The organism is Alteromonas aestuariivivens (genome assembly GCF_003367475.1).
In the GTDB taxonomy this organism is placed as follows: domain Bacteria; phylum Pseudomonadota; class Gammaproteobacteria; order Enterobacterales; family Alteromonadaceae; genus Alteromonas; species Alteromonas aestuariivivens.
Genome location: NZ_QRHA01000001.1, coordinates 117,566 through 131,446, shown reverse-complemented (window position 1 = coordinate 131,446; position 13,881 = coordinate 117,566). Strand labels below are relative to the sequence as shown.

The 13,881-nt window shown below is 52.2% G+C and carries 8 protein-coding genes; 7 read left to right on the top strand and 1 reads right to left on the bottom strand.

From position 1 onward, the window contains the following. A complete protein-coding gene (arcB, locus tag DXV75_RS00525) occupies positions 1-2,358 on the bottom strand; it encodes an aerobic respiration two-component sensor histidine kinase ArcB (RefSeq protein ID WP_115591278.1) in 2,358 nt (785 codons plus the stop codon). Positions 2,359-3,045: 687 nt separating this feature from the next. On the opposite strand from arcB, the gene gltB reads away from it, so the two are divergent. From gltB to DXV75_RS00490, 7 genes are all read left to right on the top strand, one after another. Then, on the top strand, positions 3,046-7,512 hold the full coding sequence (gene gltB, locus DXV75_RS00520) for a glutamate synthase large subunit (protein ID WP_115591277.1): 4,467 nt from the start codon (positions 3,046-3,048) through the stop codon (positions 7,510-7,512). Between the two features lie 14 nt (positions 7,513-7,526). Continuing rightward, complete coding sequence (locus DXV75_RS00515) at positions 7,527-8,942, top strand: FAD-dependent oxidoreductase (protein WP_115591276.1); 1,416 nt, start codon at positions 7,527-7,529, stop codon at positions 8,940-8,942. 210 nt (positions 8,943-9,152) lie between these two features. After that, a complete protein-coding gene (locus DXV75_RS00510; protein ID WP_147291776.1) occupies positions 9,153-10,223 on the top strand; it encodes a hypothetical protein in 1,071 nt (356 codons plus the stop codon). Between the two features lie 391 nt (positions 10,224-10,614). Next, positions 10,615-11,199, top strand: coding sequence for a DUF2726 domain-containing protein (locus tag DXV75_RS00505; protein ID WP_115591702.1), 585 nt, complete (start codon positions 10,615-10,617; stop codon positions 11,197-11,199). 174 nt (positions 11,200-11,373) lie between these two features. Then, positions 11,374-12,087 (top strand): 5'-methylthioadenosine/adenosylhomocysteine nucleosidase, encoded by a 714-nt coding sequence (locus DXV75_RS00500; RefSeq protein WP_115591274.1) that lies wholly within the window; start codon positions 11,374-11,376, stop codon positions 12,085-12,087. Between the two features lie 3 nt (positions 12,088-12,090). Next, positions 12,091-13,065, top strand: a complete 975-nt coding sequence (locus tag DXV75_RS00495; protein ID WP_115591273.1) for a cobalamin biosynthesis protein — start codon at positions 12,091-12,093, stop codon at positions 13,063-13,065. Beyond that, positions 13,062-13,871: a cobalamin-binding protein gene (locus DXV75_RS00490; RefSeq protein WP_115591272.1), complete on the top strand. Its 810-nt coding sequence runs from the start codon at positions 13,062-13,064 to the stop codon at positions 13,869-13,871. Before DXV75_RS00495 ends, DXV75_RS00490 begins: the two co-directional genes overlap by 4 nt. The last annotated feature ends 10 nt before the right edge of the window (positions 13,872-13,881 follow it).

Genomic DNA, 13,881 nt, shown 5'->3' with positions numbered 1-13,881 from the left:
TCAGTCATCCACCATTTGTTCATTCAACCACTTCTGCAAGGCCTTCATGTCATGCTGAACCGCCATTTGCAGTTCCTCGACCCAGTCGTGCACATTCTGCCACCAGGCCGGATGATCGCCCTGCTGGATTTGATTGGCTATGCGCTGCACCCGTGATAACCCGACCGAGCCCGCTGCTCCTTTGATTTTGTGCGCCTGGGAACAGACCTCAGATTTTTCATCTGCACTCAGGCTCAATTGCAGAATCTCCATATACTCGGGCATCTTGTCCTGGAACACCTTAACACTGGCGCGCACCATATCTTCGCCGATGGTATCGACCAGCATCTGCAACAGATCCATGTCCAAAATGTTGTTCAGCGATTTGCTGGAATCACTCCTTGCCGGTTCGGTTCTGGCAGGTTCAGCGCCGTTCACAGGGTCTACAAACAGGGAATTGAACACTTCAATTACCCGGCTCTTTTTAATCGGTTTGGCAATAACATCGTCCATACCATTTTGCAGGTATTCTTCACGCTTTTTAATAACATTGGCAGTTAACGCCACAATAGGCGTCTGCATTACCAGGTCCTCTTCATGCAGAGTGCTGGCAACATCAAAGCCCGTCATATCCGGTAGCTGGATGTCGAGCAGGATCAAATCGTACTGATTCGCTCTGGCCTTATCGATGGCTTCCTGTCCGGTCATTGCCACGTCTACGTGCTGGCCGAGTTTTTCAAGCAGAGCCTTGGCCACCATAACGTTAAGTTCAATGTCTTCAACCAGCAGGATATTCAGGTCACTGACCTGAAGCTTGGCAACCTGCATCGGCCGTTTGGAAATCTGCAACGGCAGTTCAATTTCAAACCGTGTGCCCTTGCCCACTTCACTGGACACCCTGATTTCACCGTGCATCAAGTCAACCATCTGTTTACAGATTGCCAGCCCGATACCCGTTCCTGTGGCTGACTGGTGGTCCGGATGATCAACCTGGTAATACATGGCAAAGATTTTATCCAGTTCCGATTCAGGAATCCCGACACCGGTATCCTCAATAATGTAGGTTACCACACTGACGTCGTTCACCGGGCGGGTTGCCGAAACCGATAAACTCACATGCCCTTTTTGTGTGAACTTCACCGCATTAAACAGAATGTTCCACAGGATCTGGCGCAATCGGGTGCCGTCCACTTCCACCAGCTGCGGAAGGGGCTCGATTATGCTGGTTTTCAGCTCCAGAGACTTGTCCCCAGCCAGCAGCCGGATGATGCTGCTGAGTTCCTCGGTAAAGTCCCGTAAAGATACTGTCTTGAGACTTAATTCCAGTTTGTCTCTGTCAAGCTTGTCGAGATCGATAATGTCATTGAAAATATTGCCCAGAGTAATGGCACTGGCGTAAATGGTGCTGACCCAGTTGAACTGCTCTTCCGTCAATTCGGTATCACGCAGCATGCGGCTAAGACCCACGATGCCATTCAGCGGCGTTCTCAACTCATGGCTGATGGTAGCAATAAAGCGGGTTTTATCGGTGCTGGCCTTGGCCGCTGCACTTTCTGCCTGCTTACGCTCAGTCATATCACGGCCAAATGCCAGCAGACCCAGACGGTTACCCTCATTGTCAAAAAACGGAACCCGTTTCATTTCAAAGTAGCGACGCCGACCGTCAGCAAAGCGCAACCACAATTCTTCGGTCATACTGGCGTTGGTCTCAAGAACTTCATGGTCGCTGGCCACAATTTGGCGAGCTAGCTCCTCCTCAAATACATCGTGTACCGTCAGGCCCAGAAGATCCTTCTCGCTTTTACCGGTCATCAGTTCTGCAACCCGGTTACAGCCTGCGAATCGACCTTCTTCGTTACGATAGTAAATCAGGTCCGGTGATGCATCGATGATAGAACGAAGCAACATGGACAACCTTCTGGCCTGCTCCTCGGAGTAAGATTTCTCTTCGATTTCCTTTTGCAGATCCTTGAATACCGCTTCGCGATCATCCTGGGCCCGTTTGCGCTGCTCAATTTCATGATTCAGCTGGCGAATGTTGGACTGCAATTCACGATTCAGAAATACATCTTCCTCGCGCAGGCGCTCGAGCTGACTGACGACTTCCTTGAGGTTAGTGCGCGAATTTTCCAGTTGCTTGACCAGCTCACTGAGAAAATACAGCACCCAGGGAGCAGACAACATGGTAAGAATAACGGAACTGATAAAGTCATCAGGGTGAACTTCACTGCCAAGGCTGACCCGAATCACATAAGAACCGCCAAGGGTAAAAACCAGCGTCAGAACTACAAAAAGAATACTCAGCTTGAGCGTTCCGAAACGCTTGACGAACTGTGCGAATCGTATTGCCCAGGCGTCATTGGTAAAATCTTGATGCATATTGATAACAACATTAACTTTTTGGATATCCTAGCAGGTCTTGAGTGGCGGGAAAACGATTAGCCGATCTCACAACCTCTGACCAGATCCGGATTGCTCATTTTTTGCACAAGCGGATAACTCAGCGTATAGTGGCTACGGGGAATTTCTATATGACCGAGTCGTCTCTAATATGGAAATCCCGTTGCCTTTTAGCCGTCTGGACGGATACTTCATTTTTCAATAATCATTCATTCCGCCACCCATTTTTTAAATATATAACCAATTTTATTGCATCTTTATTCAATTTGAAGGGGTTAGTCGACACTGGGGATTAGTATAATCATACTAAATCTGAGGGGAAAAGCCCAAAATGCCGGTAATTTAACCACACCACGCAACATAGTAAGACATTGTTTTTTAACGATTTCTCATTAATCAAACAAAGATCGGCGGATCGGGACAGTAATAGCATTTGATTTTATTTTTCAATATGGGTATTTTGTACGGCCCGCTGAGCAATAGTGCATAAAAATGCGGTGTACGACTGGTACCCTCAAATAATAAGTAACGACAAAAAATAGACGCGCCGAATATCGCCACTAATCCGATATTTGAAGCGAACGTCTGAACACTGTTGTGATACGCCGCAGCGCGTAGCATTGAGCAACATGTACCTTGCCCAGTCAAAGGTTGAAGGAGTTATAGATGAGTTTATACAATCCCAACGATTCAAGGGATAACTGTGGGTTCGGCCTGATTGCCCATACCCATGGGGAAGCCAGTCATCAACTGGTCCAGACTGCCATTCAGGGACTGGACCGGATGCAGCACCGGGGAGGCATTGCGGCCGACGGTAAAACCGGCGACGGTTGCGGTTTGCTATTGCAAAAACCCGACGCATTTTTTCACGCCATTGCAGAAGAGCATGGCTGGAAACTGAGTAAAAAATACGGCGTAGGCATGATCTTCCTGAGCCAGGACCCAGTTCTGGCTCAACAGGCCCGTGAAGTATTAAATGAAGAACTGGAACGGGAAACCCTCAGCGTAGTAGGCTGGCGTGAAGTTCCTGTCAATCATGACGTTCTGGGTGAACTGGCCCGCACGGGTGTTCCGCAGATTGAACAGGTATTCGTGAACGCTCCCGCCGGGTGGCGCAAGCGCGACGTTGAACGTCGCCTTTATATGGTTCGCCGCCGCGCTGAAAAGCGCCTTGAAGAAGACGCGGATTTCTATGTCGCCTGCCTGTCCGGGCTGGTAACCATTTATAAAGGCCTGGTCATGCCGAAGGACCTGCCCGCGTTTTATGCCGATTTGGCCGACGAACGCCTGCAAAGTGCCATCTGCGTATTCCACCAGCGTTTTTCTACCAATACCTTGCCACGCTGGCCGTTGGCCCAACCGTTCCGCTTTCTGGCTCACAATGGCGAAATCAACACCATTAAAGGTAACCGCGACTGGGCACTGGCGAGAACCGCAAAGTTTGCCACTCCGTTGCTGCCCGACCTGAAAGACGCGGCCCCTTTCGTTAATACTGAAGGCTCCGATTCTTCCTCACTGGATAACATGCTGGAACTGTTTCTAGCCGGTGGAATGGATTTGTTCCGTGCCATGCGTTTACTGGTTCCGCCTGCGTATCAAAATAACAAAACCATGGACGATGACCTCCGTGCGTTTTACGAATTCAACTCCATGCACATGGAGCCCTGGGATGGCCCTGCCGGTATCGTTTTGACCAATGGCCGACATGTGGCCTGTAACCTCGACCGCAATGGCCTACGCCCGGCTCGCTACGTGATCACCAAAAACGGGTTTATCACCCTGGCCTCAGAAGTGGGGATCTGGGATTACCTGCAGGAAGACGTCATTGAAAAAGGCCGTGTTGGCCCCGGCGAAATGCTGGCTGTAGACACTTACACCGGCAAAATCTGGCGCTCTAACGAAATCGATGACGACCTGAAAGACCGCCACCCTTACCGCGAGTGGCTGGACAAACACATTCGCCGCCTGACTCCGATTGAGCAAATGGACGCCACACTGATCGGTCAGCGAGTCTTTGATGATGACACCATGGCGGTTTACCACAAGCTGTTTAACTACAGTTACGAGGAAATTCAGCAAGTGGTTAAAGTACTGGCCAAAGACGGTCAGGAAGCGGTAGGTTCAATGGGTGACGACACGCCAATGGCAGTGCTGTCCTCCAAACCCCGCACTCTGTATGACTATTTCCGTCAGCAATTCGCGCAGGTTACTAACCCGCCGATTGACCCATTACGTGAAAACCATGTGATGTCGCTGGCGACCTGTATCGGTCGTGAACAAAACGTATTCAGTGAAACCTCAGGGTACGCTGACCGGGTGCTGTTTGACTCACCCATCCTGATGTATACCGACCTGAAGCAACTACGGGAATTCAACCCGGACAACTACTACTCAGAAGTGGTCGAACTTCAGTATCAGCAGGAAGAAGGCCTGAAGAAAGCCATTGAGCGCATCTGCAACGAAGTCGAATATCTGGTTAAACAGAAGCGCGCGGCCTTTGTGATCCTGTCAGACCGCAACATCAAGCCCAACCGTTTGCCGGTTCCGGCAGCAATGGCGGTTGGTGCTGTGCAGCGCCGCCTGGTAGACCGCGCACTGCGCTGCGACGCCAACATTGTGGTCGAGACAGCCAGCGCCCGCGACCCGCATCACTTTGCGGTATTGATTGGCCTCGGTGCCACGGCAATTTATCCGTTCCTGGCCTATGAGACCATTGAACAGCTGTGTGACAAAGGTGAGCTTGATATCAGCGTGATGCAGGCCACTCTGAACTATCGCAAAGGCATCAACAAAGGCCTGTACAAGATCATGTCCAAAATGGGCATCAGTACCGTTGCCAGTTATCGCTGTGCCAAACTGTTTGAAGCTGTGGGCATTAATAAAGAAGTCACCGAACTGTGCTTCAAAGGGGTACCTTCTCGCATTGAAGGTGCCGGATTTGAAGACTTCGAGCAGGACATCATTAACCAGACGCGCATTGCCTGGCTGAAACGTAAGTCCATCTCTCACGGTGGTTTGCTGAAATACGTTCACGGTGGTGAATACCATGCGTACAATCCGGATGTGGTGACATCACTGCAAACCGCGGTGGTTAGCGGCAACTACGATGATTATCAGGTATTTGCCAAACTGGTTAACGAGCGTTCACCGGCCCATTTCCGCGATTTGCTATCGATTGAATCGCCATATGATGCCATCGACATTTCCGAGGTAGAAAGCGAAGAGAACCTGTTCCCGCGCTTTGATACCGCAGCCATGTCCATAGGCGCCCTGAGCCCGGAAGCCCATGAAGCACTGGCCATTGCCATGAACCGATTGGGCGGTCAGTCCAACTCGGGCGAAGGTGGTGAGCACCCGTCCCGTTTTGGCACTGAAAAGAATTCCAAAATCAAACAGGTTGCTTCCGGACGCTTTGGTGTAACCCCACATTATCTGGTGAACGCCAGTGTCATCCAGATCAAGGTTGCCCAGGGTGCCAAGCCCGGGGAAGGTGGTCAGTTACCGGGTGACAAGGTCAACAAATACATTGCCCAGCTGCGCTTCTCGGTTCCTGGTGTGACGCTTATTTCGCCTCCTCCGCACCATGATATTTACTCGATTGAAGATTTGGCCCAGTTGATTTTTGACCTTAAACAGGTCAACCCTACTGCGCTGATTTCAGTCAAACTGGTATCTGAGCCCGGGGTGGGCACCATCGCCACCGGCGTGGCTAAAGCGTACGCTGACCTGATCACCGTGTCCGGGTACGACGGCGGAACCGGTGCCAGCCCGCTGACGTCAGTGAAATACGCCGGTAGCCCGTTTGAACTGGGCCTGGCCGAAACCCAGCAGGCGCTGGTAGAAAACGGCTTGCGTCATAAAGTACGGGTACAAACCGACGGTGGTCTGAAAACCGGCCTGGATGTGGTGAAAGCCGCTCTGCTTGGTGCAGAAAGCTTTGGTTTTGGCACCGGCCCAATGGTGGCATTAGGGTGTAAGTACCTGCGCATTTGCCATCTGAACAACTGCGCCACCGGTGTTGCAACCCAGGACCAGAAGCTGCGTGATGATCACTTCATCGGTTTGCCGGACATGGTGATGAACTACTTCAAGTTCATTGCTCGCGAAGTCCGTGAAATCATGGCGGCCATGGGCGTACGCAGGTTTGAGGATCTGGTTGGTCGCACCGAATTGCTGAAAGTACTTGAAGGCGTTACCGCCAGACAAAACAAGCTGGATCTGTCGCCTCTGCTGGTGAAACCCACCGAAGGTGAACATACCCGCCTGTTCTGTTCACAGACCACCAATGCGCCGCTGGACAAAGGTGTTATGAACGCCACCATGTTGCAAGACGCTAAAGAAGCCGTTGTTGCTGGAAAAGGCATCAGCCTGAGTTACGCAATCCGCAACACTGACCGTTCTGTGGGCGCCCTGCTTTCCGGTGAAATCGCCAAACATCATGGCAATCTCGATATGGAAGAAGCGCCGGTTAAGATCCAGTTCATCGGCACCGCTGGCCAGAGCTTTGGTGTGTGGAACGCAGGTGGCCTGCACATGCGCCTGGAAGGGGATGCTAACGACTACGTGGGCAAAGGTATGACCGGTGGAAAGCTGGTTATCTACCCACCGAAAAACATCAGTTTCAATGCCCACACCAGCGCCATTATGGGCAATACCTGCCTGTACGGGGCAACAGGCGGCAAACTGTTTGCCGCAGGCCGAGCTGGTGAGCGCTTTGCAGTACGTAACTCCGGGGCCATCGCCGTTGTGGAAGGCATTGGAGACAACGGTTGTGAATACATGACCGGAGGTATCGTTGCCGTACTGGGGTCTGTTGGTGTGAACTTCGGAGCCGGTATGACAGGTGGTTTCGCGTATCTGTATGATGAGACCAACGACCTGGACAACCGGGTCAACCAGGAACTGGTTGAAGTAATGCCCATCGAGGACAAGGTGATCCTGGCTGAGCATTTGCGTGGCCTGATCAATCAGCATTACGAAGAAACCGGCAGTGAGCATTCGTTATCTTTACTGACTGACTTTGCCCAGACACTGACCCGATTCAAGCTGATCAAACCCAAAACCAGTGATGTGAAAAACCTGTTGGGCCACATCAGTCGTTCCAGCGCCGAGCTGCGCATTCAGGCTCAATAGGAGGTTGTCCGTTTATGGCTAAAAATGTTTATCAGTTCGTCGATGTAGAGCGCATTGATCCGCCCAAGAAGCCCATTTCGGTCCGCAAGAGCGAGTTCGCTGAAATTTATCAGCCACTGAGCCAATCGCAGACCGAAGGCCAGGCCGATCGTTGCCTTGACTGTGGTAACCCCTATTGTGAATGGAAGTGCCCGGTTCACAATTTCATTCCCCAGTGGTTGAGCCTGGCCAACGAAGGCCGGATTCTGGAAGCGGCGGAGTTATCGCACAAAACCAACAGCCTGCCGGAAGTGTGCGGGCGGGTCTGTCCTCAGGATCGCCTGTGTGAAGGTGCCTGTACCCTGAATGACGAATTCGGTGCGGTCACCATTGGCAGCATCGAGAAATACATTACCGACACAGCGTTTAAAATGGGCTGGCGCCCTGACATGTCTGACGTGGTATGGACAGACAAGAAAGTCGCCATTGTCGGTGCCGGTCCTGCCGGCCTCGCCTGTGCCGATATATTGGTGCGCAATGGCGTAAAACCGGTGGTGTTCGACAAGTACGAAGAAATTGGTGGTCTGCTGACCTTCGGCATTCCGTCTTTCAAGCTGGAAAAAGACGTAATCAAGCTGCGTCGCGAAATCTTTACCGAGATGGGTGTGGAATTCGTACTCAACACCGAAGTTGGCAAAGACATGCCGTTCCAGAAACTGATGGACGACTACGATGCCGTATTCCTGGGTATGGGTACCTATAAATCTATGCAGGGCGGTTTCGATAACGAACAGGTGCCCGGCGTTTACGAAGCCCTGCCGTTTCTTATCGCCAATACCAACCGGGTAATGGGGCTGGAGAAAGATCCAGCCGATTACATCGACATGAAAGACAAAACCGTGGTGGTTCTGGGTGGTGGTGACACCACTATGGACTGCGTTCGAACGTCCATTCGCCAGGGCGCCAAACGGGTTATCTGTGCCTATCGTCGTGACGAAGAAAGCATGCCCGGTTCCCGCCGCGAAGTGGTAAACGCCCGCGAGGAAGGGGTGGAATTCATGTTCAACCTGCAACCTCTCGACATCGCGGTTACCGAGGAAGGCAAGGCTGCTGGCGTACGCCTGGTTCGCACCGAAATGGGCCCACCGGACGCCAACGGTCGCCGCCGCCCAGTTGAAGTGGAAGGTTCAGAGCATGTGCTTGAAGCCGATGCGGTAATCATTGCGTTCGGTTTCCAGCCCAGTCCGGCCAGCTGGTTTGCCGACTACGGGATCATTCTCGACGAAAAAGGTCGCGTAAGAGCCCCGGCAAACGGCAAGTTTGCCTTCCAGACCAGCAACCCCAAAATATTCTCCGGTGGTGATATGGTGCGTGGCAGTGACCTTGTGGTCACCGCCATCGATGAAGGCCGCAAAGCGGCCGAAGGCATCATGGATTACATCGGCGTATAGATGTGCAGTTTCCGGTAAGCCTTAGGGCTTACCGGTGCTTTACTTTGTTCTTCATCAAACACATACCCTTATACCCTCCTGCACTCATACATACCTAACACTGCTCCACGCTGATTGCCTTAACCCGACACAACTCCTATAGTAACCTCAGTAATTTAGCATTAGCTCAGATACGCAACGCTGCGGCAGTAATAATTGAGAAGTAACGTTATGATGAAGTTTCCCTGGAAAAAATGCGTGATGGTAAGCGCCTGTCTGTCAGCAATGGCCAGCGCCCAAAGTGAAATCAATCAACCTGACGTTGCGCCCTGCCCTGCAGACTTTTTTTCAGTCACCATTCCTGAACAGGCCCGTCAGTGCCAGATGTTCGATGTGGATGTACCTGCCTCTATGGTGTTTTACACACCACAGGACAAATCCACCGTAATGGCCTATTACCAGAGCACTCTTCCGGCCCTTCAGGTACGTTCAACCTTCAATGAACGAACTCTGATGGCCATTGGCAACCAGCTTCGGATTGTTGTCTCGCCCGATGGCAATGGTTCGCAGGTTGATATACTGGTAATGGACGATTTTCATGCTGATGTTTCGTTCGAAACGCCTTCTCACACAACAGGCGATCACCTTGTTATCGACAAGAGTGATGAAAGCTCGGTTGAGCCGGCTGTTGATGAAACCGCCGCCATCGAAGAACCTGTTGTAGAAGCTACCACAGCAGAAGAAACGCTGCCGGAACTGACCGCAACCCATCCTGAGCTGTTTGATGAAGCAGAGCCGGCTGTTGAAGAAACCGCCGCCATCGAAGAACCTGTTGTAGAAGCTACCACAGCAGAAGAAACGCTACCGGAACTGACCGAAACCCATCCTGAGCTGTTTGAAGCAGAGCCGGCTGTTGAAGAAACCGCCGCCATCGAAGAACCTGTTGTAGAAGCTACCACAGCAGAAGAAACGCTACCGGAACTGACCGAAACCCATCCTGAGCTGTTTGAAGCAGAGCAGGCCAATTTGGATACTGCCAACGAGCTGGCAACTGAGGCTGATAGCACAGAGCAGGAAACAGCTTCTTCCGGCTTCAACCGTGACGATTACCCCTATATCCAGACTGAAGAGTCGGACTGGCTAGAAGGCGAAAATGCAGGCACCTTCATCGCAGAGGAAACAGCAGATGAAGCGAGTACCAGCAATGATCACACCAATGCTGCTGAATCTATCGCTGCAGAGTACGATGATCGCGAGAACGCCCTCGCGGAGGCCCTCAATTCCGCGCCGTCAGCAGAATAAACGAATTATCGTTGAATCAAAGACGGGGCCAAGGCCCCGTTTCAGAGTGTTGATAAAGTCTGGCTATTCACATTAAACACTCTGCAGACTGGAGACAAACGTAGCGAGCGAAGAAAGTGCAAGGAAAAAGTCGCCGAGAAACCGCAGTTTACAAATGGTAAATGAGGATTTTGAGAAGACTTTTGACGCCGCAATTTCGAGCGCAGTAGTTTGTATCAGTCTGAGACGGGGCCAAGGCCCCGTTTTTGTGTGCCTTTTCAACACCTTTCCAAAACACAGCCGTCAAACCTCACCTTGGCACCCCCTTTGCAATTCCCTCTATGTAACTATCAATAATCCGAAAAAACGTCAAAAGTCTGACGAAAATGCGGTTATCAATGCGAGGACTAACATGGAACTGGCTATTATTCTCATGATGCTATTGATTGTGGTGTCTCTGGGCGCCATGAAATTGTCGGATCAGGGTGTCGCTTTCCCGTTTCGGCGCAAATCGCAACTTTTTACCCCTGTTGAGCACTCGTTCCTCAATTTAATTGAACAGGCCATGGGCCGAGAATTTCGCATTCTGTGTCGGGTACGCCTGAGTGATCTGGTGCAGGTCCAGCAACAGGCCGACAAAAAACTGGCCAGTTCAGCCTTGTCTCGTGCATCAGCCAAACAACTGGATTTCGTCCTCTGTGAGCGCGAAAGCATGACCCCTGTTCTTGCCATCGATCTGGTCAATAAGATTGGCAAAGAAGGCTACAAAGCCCAGCGTGACTGGTTTGTCAGTGGCGCCCTGGACGCAGCGGGATTGCCCCATGCACGCATTAAAGTGCAGTCGGGCTACACAGTTGAAGAAATTCGGGAGTGCCTCGAGACCAAGCTGATTCCGTACCGACGCAAGGTCAATAAGCTCGCACAGACACCGCTGCACAATCCTTCCGTCCCCAAGCGGCCGACCCGCCCACTGCGCTCAAGCCGGGCTGCAGCATAATGAATTCTGTTGTGCAGTGCCCCTGACTGACTCAGGCACTGCATAACAATCCTACAATTAGGCTGTCAGTTTATCGGCTTTGCGATTACAATTGCGCCCTTTTCACCGGGCGACTACCGTTCCCCCTTTTTTAACGCCAGCTTGACGGCGACAACAGTAAAACGAATCAACGCTATGAAATTAGGTATTTTAGGTGCCATGGACCAGGAAGTGGCACTGTTACAATCATCAATAACCGACGTGCAAACCTTTGAATGGGCACACCTGACTTTTTACGCTGGCAAACTTCATGACGTTGAAGTGGTTGTTGTCAAATGCGGTATTGGCAAAGTGGCCGCTTCTGTTGCCACCACTGTCATGATCGACCGGTTTGCACCGGACTTCGTGATCAACACAGGTTCGGCCGGTGGTTTTGACACTGCCTTGGAAATTGGCGATCTGGTGATCGGAAGTGGTGTGCAGCATCACGATGTAGACCTGACACATTTTGGCTATGCGCTCGGGCAGACTTACGGTATGCCGGACATCTTCCCCTGCGACGAAAGACTGATAGTAGCGGCAGAGACTGCAGCCGAAGAAGTTCTCCACATAACCAGTAAGCGCGGCCTTATCTGTACAGGTGACTCTTTTATCGGATGCGACGATGCGGCTTCCCGTTTGCGTGGCATGTTCCCGTCAATGTGCGCTGTAGAGATGGAAGGCGCAGCCATTGGCCAAACCTGCTTTATGCTCGACACACCATTTCTGGTTATTCGCTCATTGTCTGACATCGCTGGCAAAACGTCATCGATGTCGTTCAAGGAATACATCGACATTGCCGCCAAACACTCCGCCGAGCTGGTGATGGGGATGATCAGGGTTCTCAAGGCCAACCCGCTGATTAAGTAACCAATGAACGAGGCCGTACTTTCACACCCCACATTGCAAACACTGCTGGTGCTTTGGGTGGCGGTACTGCTTGATGCCCTGTGGCGCTGGCCGGCAGCCAGCCATCCGCTGACACTGCTGCGCTACCTTGCTGAAAAGCTGGCACAAAAGGTTCTGCCAGCCCACGGGGAACCCGCTCGCCAACATTTGATTTCAGGTTCACTGGCAGCAGCGATATTAACCTTACCTGCAGCAGGCTTGCTGAGCTTTCTGCTGGGCATTGCTGAATATCCCTGGTTCTTTGAAGCCGTGCTTCTGTTTGCCCTGCTGGATTTTGGACCAGTGCGATGGCGGTATCAGCAGGTGTTGCTCGCATTAGGCCAGAATAAAAAAGTATTGGCTCGCAACCAGGTTAGCCAACTCGTCATGCGGGACTGTGAGCCCCTATCTGAAATCGGCGTGGCCAAAGCGGCGATGGAATCGCTTATCCTGAGATTCTGTTTTCAGTATTCATCCGTATTGCTGTGGTATGTCATCGTTGGCCCCATTGGCGCACTGATGTACCGAATGCTGCTCACGCTCAGCTGGCAATGGAACCGCAGGCGTAGCGGGTTCGCAGGGTTTGCCACACCGTCCCGCTCACTGGCGCGCCTGATGGGTGGGATACCGGTTGTCATTACTGCTGTGATCATGATGATGGTAACGCACCCCGTGCATGCATTGAGGGCACTCAGACAGTCTCTGCCCAGCGACGGCACTGCCAGGCTGCTGGCTTTATTTGGTGGCGGGCAAGGCATCCAGCTCGGCGGGCCGGTAATGTATGCCGGTAAAAAAATCCGCTACCCCAGAGTCGGAGGCCAACGCGAAGTGCGCTATTCTGATCTGAGCTACACCCGTCGGGCTGTATGGCGCGCTGCGGTTTTGTTGATAGCGTTGATATCTCTGGCTCTGCTGGCAAAATGGCAACTCACTCCCCATCTGGTACAGGTAATAGAATGAAATACCTAGCGGGCTGTATGGTGCTGTTTTGTTTTTGCATTCAGGCTGAGCCGCAACGCATTATCACACTCTCCCCTCATTTGACGGAATGGGTCTACAGCCTGGGTTTACAGGAGCGCCTGGTGGCCGTCAGCGCCCACAGTAACTATCCACCAGAGGCACAGTCGCTCCCCATTGTTGCCGATTACAACGGTGCTGACATCGCGGCCATTGTGGCGTTAGAACCAGACCTGATACTGGCCTGGCAGGGAGGCAACAAACCTCAGGATATCAGCCGCCTCAGCACACTGGGTTACAAGCTATACCTGTCCAGCCCGCATCGTCCGGAAGATATTGCCCGGGAACTGGACGAAGTGAGTCAACTGCTCGGCACCAGCGCGCAATCCCGCTCCCTGACCGATGATTTCCTCAAGCAGTTACAAGCGCTTCGCCAGCGATACCATCGCGAAGCCCCACTCGATGCATTTTATTATCTGTGGTCTCACCCGCTGATGACTGTCGGGGAGCAGGCCTGGGCCAACCAGCTCCTCAAAGTGTGTGGTGCCCAATCCCTGTTCAGTGACTCTGCCGTGGATTACCCCCAGGTCAGCGTGCAGCAGGTGCTTCGCCGGCAGCCTGATGTACTTATTGCTGCCAGTCAGGCCAACAAAAAGAGCCTGGAAACCTTCTGGCAGCCTCACCGCCAGGTTCTGTCCGCACCGCTAATTGTAACCGACCCTGATAAACTCAGCCGTTACACATTGCGTTTGCTACCGGCGCTTAGCACTCTGTGTGATCAGCTCCACAACCACGCCAGCCAGCCTTAACAGCCCTACC

What these genes read in the sequence shown, in the direction of transcription:
- arcB (WP_115591278.1), bottom strand. Translation starts at nt 2,358, where the DNA reads ATGCATCAAGATTTTACCAATGACGCCTGGGCAATACGATTCGCACAG.
- gltB (WP_115591277.1), top strand. Translation starts at nt 3,046, where the DNA reads ATGAGTTTATACAATCCCAACGATTCAAGGGATAACTGTGGGTTCGGC.
- DXV75_RS00515 (WP_115591276.1), top strand. Translation starts at nt 7,527, where the DNA reads ATGGCTAAAAATGTTTATCAGTTCGTCGATGTAGAGCGCATTGATCCG.
- DXV75_RS00510 (WP_147291776.1), top strand. Translation starts at nt 9,153, where the DNA reads ATGATGAAGTTTCCCTGGAAAAAATGCGTGATGGTAAGCGCCTGTCTG.
- DXV75_RS00505 (WP_115591702.1), top strand. Translation starts at nt 10,615, where the DNA reads ATGGAACTGGCTATTATTCTCATGATGCTATTGATTGTGGTGTCTCTG.
- DXV75_RS00500 (WP_115591274.1), top strand. Translation starts at nt 11,374, where the DNA reads ATGAAATTAGGTATTTTAGGTGCCATGGACCAGGAAGTGGCACTGTTA.
- DXV75_RS00495 (WP_115591273.1), top strand. Translation starts at nt 12,091, where the DNA reads ATGAACGAGGCCGTACTTTCACACCCCACATTGCAAACACTGCTGGTG.
- DXV75_RS00490 (WP_115591272.1), top strand. Translation starts at nt 13,062, where the DNA reads ATGAAATACCTAGCGGGCTGTATGGTGCTGTTTTGTTTTTGCATTCAG.